This window comes from Fructilactobacillus sp. X2R1C1 (assembly GCF_059901435.1).
This window is the reverse complement of record NZ_JBWXUV010000002.1, coordinates 60,991-74,742: the sequence shown is the minus strand read 5'-3', so window position 1 is coordinate 74,742 and position 13,752 is coordinate 60,991. Positions and strand designations below refer to the sequence as shown.

The 13,752-nt window shown below is 37.1% G+C and carries 14 protein-coding genes; 3 read left to right on the top strand and 11 right to left on the bottom strand.

All coding sequences use genetic code 11. From position 1 onward, the window contains the following. Positions 1 to 8 precede the first annotated feature (8 nt). Positions 9 to 407 carry a LapA family protein gene (locus tag AC6UDG_RS03315; protein ID WP_500706394.1) on the bottom strand — a complete coding sequence of 133 codons (399 nt, stop codon included), beginning with the start codon at positions 405 to 407 and terminating at the stop codon, positions 9 to 11. Continuing rightward, entirely contained in the window at positions 404 to 1,351 is a 948-nt protein-coding gene (gene rnz, locus AC6UDG_RS03310) for a ribonuclease Z (protein WP_500706393.1), read from the bottom strand. Before rnz ends, AC6UDG_RS03315 begins: the two co-directional genes overlap by 4 nt. A gap of 106 nt (positions 1,352 to 1,457) precedes the next feature. Between rnz and AC6UDG_RS03305 the strand changes: the two genes are divergently transcribed. After that, positions 1,458 to 1,736, top strand: a complete 279-nt coding sequence (locus AC6UDG_RS03305) for a hypothetical protein (protein ID WP_500693884.1) — start codon at positions 1,458 to 1,460, stop codon at positions 1,734 to 1,736. Between the two features lie 33 nt (positions 1,737 to 1,769). Here AC6UDG_RS03305 and obgE read toward each other — a convergent pair whose 3' ends face one another. Continuing rightward, entirely contained in the window at positions 1,770 to 3,074 is a 1,305-nt protein-coding gene (obgE, locus tag AC6UDG_RS03300) for a GTPase ObgE (RefSeq protein WP_500706392.1), read from the bottom strand. Between the two features lie 18 nt (positions 3,075 to 3,092). Beyond that, complete coding sequence (gene uvrC / locus AC6UDG_RS03295) at positions 3,093 to 4,901, bottom strand: excinuclease ABC subunit UvrC (protein WP_500706391.1); 1,809 nt, start codon at positions 4,899 to 4,901, stop codon at positions 3,093 to 3,095. Between the two features lie 119 nt (positions 4,902 to 5,020). Here uvrC and AC6UDG_RS03290 point away from each other — a divergent pair, with 119 nt between their 5' ends. Next, positions 5,021 to 5,188 carry an SPJ_0845 family protein gene (locus AC6UDG_RS03290; protein ID WP_500695557.1) on the top strand — a complete coding sequence of 56 codons (168 nt, stop codon included), beginning with the start codon at positions 5,021 to 5,023 and terminating at the stop codon, positions 5,186 to 5,188. A 35-nt stretch (positions 5,189 to 5,223) separates the two neighbouring features. Here AC6UDG_RS03290 and yihA read toward each other — a convergent pair whose 3' ends face one another. The 7 genes from yihA to rpsO all read right to left on the bottom strand — a co-directional run bounded on the left by yihA (position 5,224) and on the right by rpsO (position 13,245). Then, positions 5,224 to 5,808 carry a ribosome biogenesis GTP-binding protein YihA/YsxC gene (yihA, locus tag AC6UDG_RS03285; protein WP_500693888.1) on the bottom strand — a complete coding sequence of 195 codons (585 nt, stop codon included), beginning with the start codon at positions 5,806 to 5,808 and terminating at the stop codon, positions 5,224 to 5,226. A 16-nt stretch (positions 5,809 to 5,824) separates the two neighbouring features. Next, positions 5,825 to 7,111, bottom strand: a complete 1,287-nt coding sequence (gene clpX / locus AC6UDG_RS03280) for an ATP-dependent Clp protease ATP-binding subunit ClpX (RefSeq protein ID WP_500699412.1) — start codon at positions 7,109 to 7,111, stop codon at positions 5,825 to 5,827. 143 nt (positions 7,112 to 7,254) lie between these two features. After that, positions 7,255 to 8,592 carry a trigger factor gene (tig, locus tag AC6UDG_RS03275; protein ID WP_500706390.1) on the bottom strand — a complete coding sequence of 446 codons (1,338 nt, stop codon included), beginning with the start codon at positions 8,590 to 8,592 and terminating at the stop codon, positions 7,255 to 7,257. Positions 8,593 to 8,758: 166 nt separating this feature from the next. Beyond that, positions 8,759 to 9,946, bottom strand: coding sequence for an elongation factor Tu (tuf, locus tag AC6UDG_RS03270; RefSeq protein ID WP_500693891.1), 1,188 nt, complete (start codon positions 9,944 to 9,946; stop codon positions 8,759 to 8,761). Positions 9,947 to 10,124: 178 nt separating this feature from the next. After that, a complete protein-coding gene (locus AC6UDG_RS03265; RefSeq protein WP_500706389.1) occupies positions 10,125 to 11,033 on the bottom strand; it encodes a hypothetical protein in 909 nt (302 codons plus the stop codon). A gap of 52 nt (positions 11,034 to 11,085) precedes the next feature. After that, complete coding sequence (locus AC6UDG_RS03260; RefSeq protein WP_500693893.1) at positions 11,086 to 12,804, bottom strand: ribonuclease J; 1,719 nt, start codon at positions 12,802 to 12,804, stop codon at positions 11,086 to 11,088. Positions 12,805 to 12,975: 171 nt separating this feature from the next. Next, complete coding sequence (gene rpsO / locus AC6UDG_RS03255) at positions 12,976 to 13,245, bottom strand: 30S ribosomal protein S15 (RefSeq protein WP_500693894.1); 270 nt, start codon at positions 13,243 to 13,245, stop codon at positions 12,976 to 12,978. A 236-nt stretch (positions 13,246 to 13,481) separates the two neighbouring features. On the opposite strand from rpsO, the gene rpsT reads away from it, so the two are divergent. Beyond that, complete coding sequence (rpsT, locus tag AC6UDG_RS03250; RefSeq protein WP_500695552.1) at positions 13,482 to 13,745, top strand: 30S ribosomal protein S20; 264 nt, start codon at positions 13,482 to 13,484, stop codon at positions 13,743 to 13,745. The last annotated feature ends 7 nt before the right edge of the window (positions 13,746 to 13,752 follow it).

The window sequence follows — 13,752 nt, the reverse complement described above, 5'->3', positions numbered from 1 at the left end:
TCTTTTCACTATTTTTCGTTGTCCTCTTGCTGTTTATTGATTACATTTTCAACGTTTCGATTATCTTGATTAACCTTTTGTTTACTAATTGAATTCTTTAACTGCATCTTTAGAGAATCAACTTGTTTATTTAAATCATTAATTTGTCCCTTTAATCCATCAATGGTTTTCTGTGAATCACGATTTTCTTTTTTCCGTTTGGAACCATTTTTAAATGAACTGATCATTGATAATAAAAACATGATTAAAGCCCCAATTAGTAATGTCAATAATAAGACTAAGATTAACGGCATTTTAACCGTCGTAAAACCAAAGTTAATCTCCGCACTTCCCATATTTAACAAAACAAAAATAGCGACAATCACAATCAAGACCATGCTTAAAATCATTGAAACTTGTTTCTTCATTGGACATTCTCCTCTCCCTTATTAAAGGGAATATCAATAAAATCAAAATCTTTAACTACTTTGGTATTTGGAAAAACTTGTTGAGCCTGCCTCTGTAACTCATGGGCCATTTTAGCAGTATACCTTGCAGAAATGTGCGTTAATAATAATCGTTTTACGTTGGCATCCCTGGCAGTATTAGCAGCCTGGATGTTCGTAGAATGATAGTAATTGTGAGCTAATTTTGCTTCGCCCTTCCCAAACGTACTTTCATGAACTAAAATGTCAGCATTTTGCGCTAACTTATTGATGGTAGCAACTTTTCTAGTATCCCCTAAAATGGTAACAATTCTCCCCTTTTGGGAATTACCAATGTAGTCCTTGCCATTAATGACTCTTCCGTCACTAAGTTTAACCGTCTTACCTTCCTTAAGCTTTCCGTACAGTGGACCAGACGGAATATTATCCTCCTGCAATTTATCAACAAGCAGTTCACCCGGATGATCATGTTCAACAATTCGAAAACCCCAACTTTGAACTTGATGATCAAGCTTTTCCGCATAAACTGTAAACTTTTTACCGTCAAAAATCTTACCAGGCTGGTCCAGCTCTACGTATTTTATTTTATACCCTAACTTAGTCTGCGTCACTTGCAAACTAGTCTGAACGTAATTTTTGATTCCAAAGGGGCCATAAATGGTAACCGGATCATCTCCGCCTTGAAACGAACGACTTGATAATAATCCCGGAAGACCATAGATATGATCACCATGAAGGTGGGTAATAAAAATCTTATTAATTTTTCGCGGTTTTAACGTTGATCGCAAGATTTGTTGTTGAGTACCTTCCCCCGCATCAAACAACCACACGGAATTAATCTCATCCAACAATCTTAAAGCGACACTAGAAACGTTTCGAAACTTACCAGGAACTCCCGCACCAGTTCCAAAAAACTCTAATTGCATATCCTATCGTTCCTTTTTGACACTCAAATTTTTACACTCGTGAAGAATTACTATACAATTGTAGCATACCACATTAGCAATAATAAGCTGAATCTAGGTGATAACTTTGAGATTAAACGAATTTTACGTCTCATCCGAAGATTTAAATAATTCATATAAAATATACGTTGAAATTAATAAGGTTATTTTACCAGTTTTTGACATTGAATTTTCGCAAAATAAAATTTTATTAGTACCAAGCAAAAACAAACGGTCACTAACCTTGAATCAATTTAATACCCGGACAAGAGAACTTGATGATCATCTATCACTTTTTTGTAAAACAATTGAAACTCCAAAACTATTCGGTTATCGTTTAAAAAATGATGAGCTTATTTTTGGATAATAAAAGACGATACCACAAGTATCGTCTTTTATATTATTCAACATATGAAAAGGTAAAGTCCGAAATTGATACCAGATCGCCATTCTTAGCGCCGGCATCCCGTAGTGCTTGATCAACACCCATTCCACGTAATTTTCGAGCTAATCTTAACACACCTTGTTCATGTTCAGTATTGGCCATTTGAATTACTCGTTCAATCTGATGTCCAGACAGAACCCAAGTTCCATCTTCATCTTTTGTCAAAGTAAACGGCTTTTCATCCTCATCGGGACGGTAAATGACTTCCCTAGAATCATTAAGCTCGTTAGCACCCACAATTGGAAACTTTGGTGCCTTATCAAGTTCACTACTCGTTTCTCGAATGAGATCATTAAGCCCTGAATGAGTAATGGAAGAAATGGGAATAATTTTGCCATTAACGTGGTCATTATGTTCACCTAATTCACGTTTAAACAACTTAAGATTTTCAGCCGAATCCGGCATATCCATTTTAGAAGCAACGATGATTTGGGGACGTTTCAAAAGACTTTTATCAAAATTAGCCAGTTCATGATTGATTTTTTCATAGTCATCATACGGATCACGTCCCTCAACTCCACTCATATCAACAACATGAAGGATAACTCGAGTTCTTTGAATGTGTCTTAAAAATTCAAAACCTAATCCCACACCCTTGGAAGCTCCCTCAATCAGTCCAGGCAAATCAGCAATCACAAAGTCACTTCCATCATGATTTCGTACAATCCCCAGATTAGGAACAATGGTCGTAAAGTGGTATTGAGCTACTTTTGGTTTTGACGAAGTAATTGCACTTAATAACGTGGATTTACCAGCCGATGGAAAACCGACTAAACCAACATCAGCTAATAACCTTAACTGAAGTTCGATCTCCATTTCTTGACCTGGTTCCCCATTTTCAGCAATTTCTGGCGCAGAATTTTTAGGGGTGGCAAAGTGAACGTTTCCTCTTCCTCCACGACCACCCTTTACAACTACAACTTCATCGTTTGCTTTAGTCAAATCCGCAATTGGCTCGCCGGTCTCTGAGTTATAAATCGTGGTGCCATCGGGGACATGTACTACCAAATCCGGTGCACTTGCACCCGTCATCTTTTTGTTAGCACCATTCCCACCGTTTTTGGCTTTAAATTGTTTTTTATACTTAAAATCCATTAAAGTTGACATTCCAGTATCAACTTTGAAAACAACATTACCACCATGGCCACCATCACCACCAGAAGGTCCACCATTTGGTACATATTTTTCCCGACGAAATCCGACCATTCCGTCTCCACCTTTACCGGCCTTAACTTTAAATTTTACTTGATCTACAAACATAATTTCTCCATTTTCATATTAGTTTTTCATCATCTTGGCCACTGGTGCAACGTTCTCAAAGGTCAATTTTACCGTCTGAGCAACTTTCTTTGAAATACCGACTGCTTGAATGTCTTCGATACTAGCATCCGCAATGTTTTTGGTGGAACCAAATTTTCGCAAAAGTTTATTTCTAGTTTTGGGTCCCACTCCCTTAATACTATCTAATCTAGAAGTCATCGAATTCTTATTATGGAGTTGATGATGATAGTTAATTGCAAAGCGATGCACTTCATCTTGAACCCTTTGGACTAGATAAAAGGCCTGACTTTTCGGATTTAAATTAACGTGATGATCATTACTTCCGTAAAGCAAATCAGCCGTCTTATGTTTCTCATTTTTCACCATTCCAGCTACTGGAATGTGCAGATTAAGTTCATTTTCCAAAACATCGGTAACGGCATTCATCTGAATCTCGCCTCCGTCCATTAGGATCAAATCTGGCATTTCAGCCTGTTCCTTTAATAAACGTGTGTAGCGCCTTCTAATCACTTCGCGCGTGCTGGCTGCTTCATCGGCATGATCAACGGTTCTTAACTTATATTTTCGGTACTTCTTCTTATTCGGTTTCCCATCTTCAAATACTACCATAGCAGAAACCAAATCAGCACCCGAAATATGAGAATGATCAAAAGCTTCGACTCGTCCGAGATGACCAATTCCTAAAACGTCGCCCAATTCATCCATTGCTCCGGTAGTCTTTTTACGATCCATTTCCATTAACTTAAACTGTTCGTTTAAAACCAATCGCGCATTATGCTCTGCCATGTCCAAAAGGGCTTTCTTCTGGCCACGTTGAGGGGTTCTAACTGGCACTCCGATCATCTTCGAAAGAACATCATGGTCGATTGAGTTAGGTACCAAAATTTCTTTGGGTGGAATCCGATCAGAATCGTTATAAAATTGAACAATATAGCTAGTCATCTCTTCATTGGCGGTACTGATAATCGGAAACAATTTTTTCTCACGTTTCATTAAACGTGCCTGCCGAATAAAGAAAACTTGTACAGAAAGCCATCCCTTATCAGCATAAAAATTAAACACATCTCGTGGGGTATTGTCATGTGAAATGATTTTTTGTTTCTCAACGGTCGCATCAATGTAATGCAGTTGATCGCGCAATTCAGCTGCACGCTCATACTCCATGTTATTTGATGCCGTATTCATTCGTTTAGTCAGTAGTTGTCTAGCAGGTCCCACACTACCGTTTAAAAATGACTTGATTTTCTTGATTTGAGCATCGTACTCTGACTTAGGTACTTTCTTAAAGCAAGCCCCCAAGCACTGTCCCATGTGGTAGTACAAACAAGCTCGTTTTTGATACCCATTACAACGTCTGAGTGGATACATCTTTTGTAAGAAATTCAAGGTTTCATCTGCAGCATAGACGTTTGGATATGGTCCAAAATAATATCCACCATCATTTTTAACGGTATTAGTAATCAACATTCGGGGATCACGTTCATTAGTAATTTTAATGTAAGGATACCCACTGTGTCCTTGCTTTAAACGAACGTTATAATAAGGCCGATGCTTCTGAATCAAAGTGATTTCAAGTAAAAATGCTTCTTTGTCATTTGAAGTAATGATTGTCTCAAAATCAGCAATGTTTCGCACTAATTTGGCTCGTCTCCCATACTGAGTACTCTTGAAATAAGAGCGAACTCGATTCTTTAGGTTTTTTGCCTTACCAATATAAATAATTTTGCCATCTTTATCTTTCATAATGTAACAACCGGGTTGATCCGGAAGTAACGTTAATTTTCGTTCAATTAAATCAGATGCCATAAACTCCCTCCTTTCCGATAAATACTACTGTTACAATTATAATGAATTAGTTACAGTTTGTATAACAAACTGACATGAAATGATTTTTTTGCTATGATGAGTTTAAAGGAGCGATCGATATGGGACTAAAAATTAGAAGAAATGAAGATCTTGATGCCATGTTCAGTAAATTCGCTAAAGAGAATCCGAAAGATCCTAACCGTACCAAGTTTTTGAATCATAAAAACAAAGAAGACCAGCGCGAATCAAAAAAGAATAAAATATTAGATCAAGACAAAACCAAATAAACACAAAATCAGCTGTTCTCACAGCTGATTTTTTATTACTTAATTTGTTGCTCAATCCAGTTCCAAATTTGATCTGCTCCGACCTTGGTTTTAGCAGAGAACATTATCAGCGGTTCATCTGCTTCAAGCTCCAACCCTTTTCGCAACGTCTGTTCTTGTTTCTTGATCTTACTTTTAGGAATTTTATCAACCTTAGTCGCTACATAAAGCACGGGAATTCCATAATACTCTAACCAATCACGCATCTGAATATCGTACTCACTCGGGGCGTGTCTACCATCAATTAAATTGATCACTCCCCGGAGCTGTTCACGTTGCGTTAGATAAGTCTCAATCATTTGAGCCCATTTTTCCCGTTCTGTTTTAGAAACCTTCGCATAGCCATATCCTGGAACGTCAACAAAATAGAGTTCATCGTTAACGCGATAAAAATTCAAAGTTTGAGTTTTTCCCGGTTGGCCAGACGTATGAGCGTAATCCTTCCGGTTAATCAACACATTCGTTAGTGAAGACTTGCCAACGTTAGATCGACCCAAAAAGCCAATTTCTGGATATCCAGTAGTGGGATACTGTTTGGGATCAACTGCACTCATTACAAGTTCAACATCATTTACGTCCATTATTATCTCCGTTTAATTACTTTGTTTCGCTTTTTAAGACCATCTTTGGTTCTTTACCACTATTTACTGAATCTGGGGTAACAATCACTTCTTTAACGTCATCACGACTTGGAAGTGAATACATAATATCTCTCATCACACTTTCAATCATAGAACGAAGACCACGAGCACCCGTATTTCTAGCAATGGCTTTTTTTGCCATGGCCTTAAGTGCAGCGTCTTCAAATTTAAGTTGGACACCCTCGAGTGATAAAAGCTTTTGGTATTGTTTTACTAACGCATTTTTAGGTTGAGTCAGAATTTTGACCAGATCATTTTCACTTAACTTATTCAAAGCGGTCAAAATTGGAAGACGACCGATAAACTCTGGAATTAATCCAAAATTCATCAGGTCTTCAGGAATTACTTTTTGCATAATATCTTCATCAGCAACGTCTTGGGTCTCATGATTATCAACCCCAAAACCAATTGTTTTATCACCTAAGCGTCGTCTAACAATATCTTGAATTCCATCAAAAGCCCCACCAACAATAAACAGAATATTCTTCGTATTAATCTTAATAAACTCTTGGCTCGGGTTCTTTCTACCACCCTTTGGTGGAACATTAGCGGTAGTTCCCTCTAAAATCTTTAACAGAGCTTGTTGGACACCTTCACCAGATACATCTCTTGTGATTGAAACATTTTCGGCTTTTTTAGCAATTTTATCAATCTCGTCAATATAAATGATTCCCTTTTCAGCCCGATCAACGTCATAGTCAGCGTTCTGTAAGAGTTTCAAAAGAATATTTTCAACATCTTCTCCAACATATCCAGCTTCAGTCAACGTCGTAGCGTCAGCAATTGCAAAGGGAACGTTTAAAATTTTAGCAAGTGTTTGGGCCAGATAAGTCTTCCCCGATCCAGTTGGTCCAATCATCGCAATATTACTTTTCTGAATCTGAGCATCATCATAAGCATGTCGTTCTTGGTTACCATCTTCACTTTCATCATCATCTTCAGAATCATTCAAAGCCTTAATTCTCATATAATGATTAAAGACAGCCACCGCTAGCGTTTTTTTGGCTTCATCTTGACCAATCACATACTCATCAAGTTTTTTAACAATTTCACTTGGGGTAAGCACATTGATGTCTTCAACATTGGTCTTGTTTAATTCATCACTCATGATTTGTTCACACAAATCGATACATTCATTACAAATATATACACCGGGTCCAGCAACAATTTTTTTTACTTGGTCCTGTGACTTTCCACAAAAGGAGCAAGTAATGGTCTCATTTTGATTTGAATCATCATACATGGTATCTCTCCTTTTTGTTAATTCGTTGTTAATTCGTCTCGTTGCCTGCAATTTGAAACTATACCATACTAATAGAACCTTTTAAAATAATTTGCTCTACAAAAAAAGACCCGCTCTAACAAGCGGATCCCATCTTGTATAAATTATTTCTTATTTTCTTTACTGGAATCCTTCTTTTCAGAAGCCTTCTTGGTAGTTGATTTTGGTTCTTCTTTAGCACTGTCAACCACAATGTCAACGGCTTTTTGAATACCAATATCATGTTTTAACATGTCATCAGATAATGCATTACGAACGGCTGTTTCTTCCATTCCGTATTGTTTAGCGAGGTTGCTAACTTCTTTTTGAATGTCTTCTTCACTAGGATCAATCTTTTCAGCTTTAACAATTGCTTCTAAGACCAAATTAGTTTTAACTCGACGATCTGCACCATCAGCAAATTGCTTCTTTAAGTCCTCTGGCTTAGTACCAGTGAGTTTGTAGTACATTTCAGCGTTAATACCCTGCTGCTGCATTCCAGCTAAGTACTGGTCCATTTGACGTTGAACGTCATCATTAATCATAACTTCTGGAATATCTTTAACAGTAGCATTATCTACTGCTTCACTAATAGCCGTATTTTCCTTGGCATCGTGAGCGGCTGATTCTTTTTGTTCCTTAAGTTCTTTTTTAACTTTGTCTTCCAATTCAGAAAGTGTATCAACATCTTCATCAACATCTTTAGCAAAGTCATCATCAAGCTTAGGAAGTTGTTTCTCTTTAACTTCATGGAGTTTAACCTTAAAGGTAGCTTCTTTGCCAGCTAGTGACTTTTCTTGATAATCCTTAGGGAAGGTAACTTTTACTTCGACATCATCGCCCGCCTTTTTTCCAATCAATTGATCTTCAAATCCTGGAATGAATGATCCTGAACCAAGTTCAAGAGAATAGTTATTTGCTTTTCCACCTTCAAAAGGCTTGCCATCAACAAATCCCTCAAAATCAATGGTAACAGTGTCACCTTTTTTGGCAGGACGATCAACTAGAACAAGTTCAGCTTGAGATTGACGCATTTTATCAATCTTAGCATCAACGTCTTTCTTGTAAACTCGAGTACTTTCCTTTGGAACGCTTAGTCCTTTGTATTGACCAAGTTTAACATCAGGTTTGACACTAACAGTAGCCTTTAAGACCCAAGGCTTCCCTTTTTCAATTGAATCAACACTAACGTCAGGTTGACCAACGGGTTCAATGCCAGCGTCTTTAATTGCTTCACTGTAAGCATCTGGTAATAACAAATTCAAAGCATCTTGGTATAAAGCTTCTTCACCATACATTTGGTTAAATACTTGTCTTGAAACTTTACCCTTACGGAATCCAGGAACTTTAATATTTTTCTTATTCTTTTTGAAAGCTCGATCTAATCCTTCTTTAATCTTATCAAGACCAATTTCAAAAGTTAATTCCCCATCATTGGTACCTTTTTTCTTCCAATCTGCCATAACATTTCCTCCAACATGAAAAATATTTACACACTTTTCCAAGTAATAGTATTCAAATAATATTCTAACTTAAGCGTCCTCAAAAGTAAACAGCGACGCTAAAACGGCCATAGCAATAAAAAAGAGATTGAAGACATTGTCTTCAATCTCTAAATAAAAATACTAATTAATCATCAATTTCGGTAACAACACCGGCACCAACGGTATGTCCACCTTCACGAATAGTGAACTTAGTACCCTTTTCAATGGCAACTGGCTTAGTTAAGTCAACGTGGAAAGTAACGTTGTCTCCAGGCATTACCATTTCAGTTCCCTTGTCTAATTCGATAACACCAGTAACATCAGTGGTGTGGAAGTAGAATTGAGGACGATAGTTTGAGAAGAATGGAGTATGACGTCCACCTTCTTCTTTGGTTAAGATATAAACTTGACCAGTGAACTTCTTGTGGGTTTGAATTGAACCAGGTGCTGCAAGAACTTGTCCACGAACAACTTGGTCACGATCAATACCACGAAGTAATGCACCGATGTTGTCACCGGCTTCACCCTTGTCAAGAGTCTTTCTGAACATTTCAAGACCAGTAACAGTAGTCTTCAATGTGTCAGGAACTAAACCAACAATTTCAACTTCGTCGCCGACTTTGATGCTACCACGGTCAATACGACCAGAAGCAACAGTTCCACGACCAGTGATGGTAAATACATCTTCAACAGGCATTAAGAATGGCTTGTCGTCATCACGTTCTGGAGTTGGGATGTATTCATCAACAACATCCATTAATTTCATGATGTTTTCTTCTTGTTCTTTGTCACCTTGAAGTGCTTTCAAAGCTGAACCACGAACAACCGGAACATCGTCACCATTGTAACCATATTCTGAAAGCAACTCACGAATTTCCATTTCAACTAAGTCGATCAATTCGTCGTCATCAACCATGTCAGTCTTGTTCAAGAAGACAACAATGTGGTCAACACCAACTTGTCTAGCAAGCAAAATGTGTTCACGAGTTTGTGGCATAGGACCATCAGTTGCGGCAACAACAAGAATGGCACCATCCATTTGGGCAGCACCAGTGATCATGTTCTTAACGTAGTCAGCATGTCCTGGGGCGTCAATATGTGCATAATGACGCTTTTCAGTTTCGTATTCAACGTGGGCAGTATTAATAGTAATACCACGTTCCTTTTCTTCTGGTGCAGCATCGATATCAGCAAAGTCTTCAGCCTTAGCCAAGCCTTTTTCTGATAATACTTTAGTGATTGCTGCAGTTAAAGTAGTCTTCCCGTGGTCAATATGGCCGATAGTACCAATATTAACGTGGGGCTTTGTTCTTTCATAATGTTCTTTTGCCATTTATGAAACCCTCCTGTCATTTTCGTAAGATAAACATCAGCAAAACGCCAATGTCTCTTTATTATTAATTATACTACATTTCCCCTAAAAGGCAAAATTGTCACCTTTTTGGGAATTCACTTTCATATTATATCCACTGACAAATTATTTGTAAACCAGATATAGACAATTTCTTAAATTACTTTAGTAATAAATTCATGATTTTATCAATTTTCACTAACCAATGATCAATTGATTTCATTTTTTCATCATCCACTACCATATTCGGATTAATGATATGCCGATGAATAGCGGTTACCCATTCATCAGGTTCCTTAATCACATCATCAATAAACGGATACAAAATCTGAGCATCATATTCGGCCGCGTTAGAAATTTGCTGATAACGAATTGGATCATTTTGTCCATAGCGTTCCCTAATTTCCTTTTGCATTGCTTGATACGCACTAGAATCCAATTCATCAACAAGCTGTGATGGTGTTAAAGTATACGTTTTTCCATCCATCCAAATATATTTAACTGGTTTATCATACTTTAACTTAGCTAAATTATTAAGTAACTGATTTCTCCATACCGGATTGACGTCTGGATCTACTAGGTTAAACTGTGCACCCTTCAAATATTGCTTATACGGGAGTTCTTCAGCCTTTTCCATTATGTCGCGCTGCTTGATTCCCGTTTGTCCACCCATGTGCATAAAATGCTTCAAGTTAGCCCGGTTAGATTCAGCTTGCTCAGAGTCATTGATTCTCTCTAAAGATTCGATTTTGCTTTTGACATCATCCTTATCTAATACATCAATTGAATCAACAATTATTCGTAATGGGATAAACTTCCGGTTTTTTAAGTAAATATTTATTAATAATTTAACGTCATTTTCAACAAAATAATTAAAGTTATCTTCTAATAATCGATATGATTCAACGTACTTTTTTTCATTAAAGAGCGAGTGTCCCAACAAATCAATCACATTGTAATCGTCAACTTCATCATACAAAGCCAACAATTCCTGTGAACTTTTCTGATAATGTTTTTGCCTAAAGTCTGTTTGTGCTTTTTTTAATCTTGCCTTTTGATGATCATTCAATCTATTATCCTCACATAAGAAAATAAAAAAATTGAGCCGGGGCTCAACTTCTTTAGTCTTCTTGATCGTTTTTATTGTTAGCTTTTTTTCTTCTATGGTGTTGATTGACTTCCATAATAACTGGAAGAATCACTGGTCTTCTCCCAGTCTTTTTGTATAGAAATTGTCCAAGGTCTTCTCTAACATCCTGTTTTAAATGACCCCAGTCAAACTCCTTGTTATTAAGGTTATTCTGGACTGCTTCAGATACAATATCAGCTGCTTCTTTAAGCAAGGATTTATCAGAATTAACGTAAACAAATCCCCGAGCCATGATTTTGGGCTCTGAAATAATTTTTTTCTTCTTACGGTCGATAGTAACAACTGCCACGAAGACACCATCTTCCGATAACACTTTTCGATCTCGTAATACAATGTTTCCAATGTCTCCGACACCAATCCCATCAATCATGGTGTCAGAAGCTGGGACAGCTTCTGACAAAAACATGTTTTCACCATCAAACTCAATTACATCACCTTTAGCGGGTAAAATAACGTGTGATGGTTTCATCCCAACTTCCTCAGCTAGCTCTTTTTGTGCTTCCATTAATCGATACTCACCTTGGATTGGAATTAAGTAATCAGGATGAATTAAATTAAGGAGCAGTTGAAGATCATGCTTGCTGGCATCCCCTGAAATATTCTTTTCATCAGCAATGCTCATGACCTCTCCACCAGCTTTATAGATCATATCGCGAGTCTTAGCCCATGGAGTGTCCATTGCACGGGATGGACTGGTAGCAATCAAGACCAGGTCACCTGGCTGAATATCAACGTCTCTGTCTCGGTTATCAGCCATTCTTTGAAGTGATTCCATTGGTTCACCGTTCTTACCGGTTTGTAGAATCAAAACTTCATGCGGATTCATTTGCTCTAACTCTTTTGCAGATTCAATAAACAAATCGTCAGAAGGTAACGTTAACTTGCCAAGTTTCAACGCAGTATCAATAACCTCTTCTAGACCCTTGCTGGTTAGATAAACTCTCCTACCTGACTTAGACGCAGCGTTTAATACTTCTTGAATTCTTAAAATATTATTAGCAAGACAAGCAACGATCACACGACCCTTCTGATAGTGAAAAGTTTCATAGAGATAGTCTCTGATCTCTTTCTCGTCAGTACTCTCTTCCGGATTGTCAGCATTTCTTGAGTCACTTAAAAGTGCCAACACGTGTTCTTTACCAATATCAGTAAGAGCTGAATAATCCGTTTTGTACCCGTCAGCAGCAGTCTGATCAAATTTAAAATCACCAGTATAAACAATGTTTCCGAGTTCAGTACTAATCACGATCCCAACTGAGTCAGGAATTGAATGAGTGGTATCAAAGAAACTAACCGTGCCATCCTCAAATACAATTTCGCTTTTACTATTAATGACGTGAAAATCATTAAATTTCTTAGTCTTCTTATTATCGGCAACCGCCAACTTTGCCAAACCAATCGTTAACTCCGTTCCAAACACGGGAACGTTAAATTCACTTAAAAAATATGGAAGTGCACCAATTGCATCTGCGTGACCGTGGGTAAGAAAAACCCCGACAATTTTATCGGCGTTATCCCTTAAATACGAAAAATCTGGGATTACAAAATCAATTCCTAACATTTCGTTTTGAGGGTATTTTAGTCCACAATCCAAAATAAAAATACTATTATCATTAATTTCAATGGCATAAAGATCCTTGCCATTTTCTCTCACTCCACCCAGTGGAATGATTTTGATGTTCTTTTTCATAATTACTTGTTCCTCTCAAAAAATTACTTACGATTAAAATTAACTATTTTATGCGAAGCTTGGCCTCTAAGCGCTCATGATATCTGTTAACAGTGTAACATATTTATATTAAGCACTAAATTATTTATGTATAAAAAAAGAGCGGAAAAATCCGCCCTATTAAAATCAAGATTAACGACGTAATCCTAATTCCTTGATTAATTTACGATAACTTTGTACATCATTGTTACGTAAGTAAGCAAGAAGATTTCTTCTGTGACCGATCTTCTTCATAAGTCCACGTTGTGAATGAAAATCCTTTTTGTGGGTCTTCATGTGTCCATTAATTTCATTAATATCAGCAGTCAGTACAGCAATTTGTACTTCTGTCGAGCCCGTGTCACCATCGTGTTGAGCAAACTTTTTAATAATATCGTTCTTTTGTTCTTTAGTTAAAGCCATTATTACATTCCACCTTTCTAATCTAATCCCTCAATCTGAGTAATACGTCAGTGACTCGCAAAACTAAGATTAAGTTACTTATTTAATATAACCTAAAAGAAAGCGTTATTCAAGTTATCATTAAAAAATTAGTCTTGTTTTTAGTGCTATTGCAATTAATCAATGGATTTTGTATAATTAGGAACGTCAAAAGATGTGAATAATTGAATTTATTTCACAAGGTGGAGGTGAACTTAATGCCAGTAATTAAATCTGCTATCGAACGTATGCGAACTAACGAAGAAGCTAGAAAGAAAAACGCATCTCAAAAGAACGAAATGAGAAGTGCAATCAAAAAATTCGAAAAAGCTGAAGCTTCTGGTGCCGATGATTTAGATAGTGTATACCGCAGTGCTGTTGCAGCAATTGACCATGCAAAATCTAAGGGTCTTATCAAAGCTAATAACGCTAACCGTAAGAAGTCTCATTTAGCAAATAAACTTGCTAAAAACGACAACTAAAAAAAGA

Coding starts and splice junctions, on each gene's coding strand:
- AC6UDG_RS03315 (WP_500706394.1), bottom strand. CDS start 407: ATGAAGAAACAAGTTTCAATGATTTTAAGCATGGTCTTGATTGTGATT.
- rnz (WP_500706393.1), bottom strand. CDS start 1,351: ATGCAATTAGAGTTTTTTGGAACTGGTGCGGGAGTTCCTGGTAAGTTT.
- obgE (WP_500706392.1), bottom strand. CDS start 3,074: ATGTTTGTAGATCAAGTAAAATTTAAAGTTAAGGCCGGTAAAGGTGGA.
- uvrC (WP_500706391.1), bottom strand. CDS start 4,901: ATGGCATCTGATTTAATTGAACGAAAATTAACGTTACTTCCGGATCAA.
- AC6UDG_RS03290 (WP_500695557.1), top strand. CDS start 5,021: ATGGGACTAAAAATTAGAAGAAATGAAGATCTTGATGCCATGTTCAGT.
- yihA (WP_500693888.1), bottom strand. CDS start 5,808: ATGGACGTAAATGATGTTGAACTTGTAATGAGTGCAGTTGATCCCAAA.
- clpX (WP_500699412.1), bottom strand. CDS start 7,111: ATGTATGATGATTCAAATCAAAATGAGACCATTACTTGCTCCTTTTGT.
- tig (WP_500706390.1), bottom strand. CDS start 8,592: ATGGCAGATTGGAAGAAAAAAGGTACCAATGATGGGGAATTAACTTTT.
- tuf (WP_500693891.1), bottom strand. CDS start 9,946: ATGGCAAAAGAACATTATGAAAGAACAAAGCCCCACGTTAATATTGGT.
- AC6UDG_RS03260 (WP_500693893.1), bottom strand. CDS start 12,804: ATGAAAAAGAACATCAAAATCATTCCACTGGGTGGAGTGAGAGAAAAT.
- rpsO (WP_500693894.1), bottom strand. CDS start 13,245: ATGGCTTTAACTAAAGAACAAAAGAACGATATTATTAAAAAGTTTGCT.
- rpsT (WP_500695552.1), top strand. CDS start 13,482: ATGCCAGTAATTAAATCTGCTATCGAACGTATGCGAACTAACGAAGAA.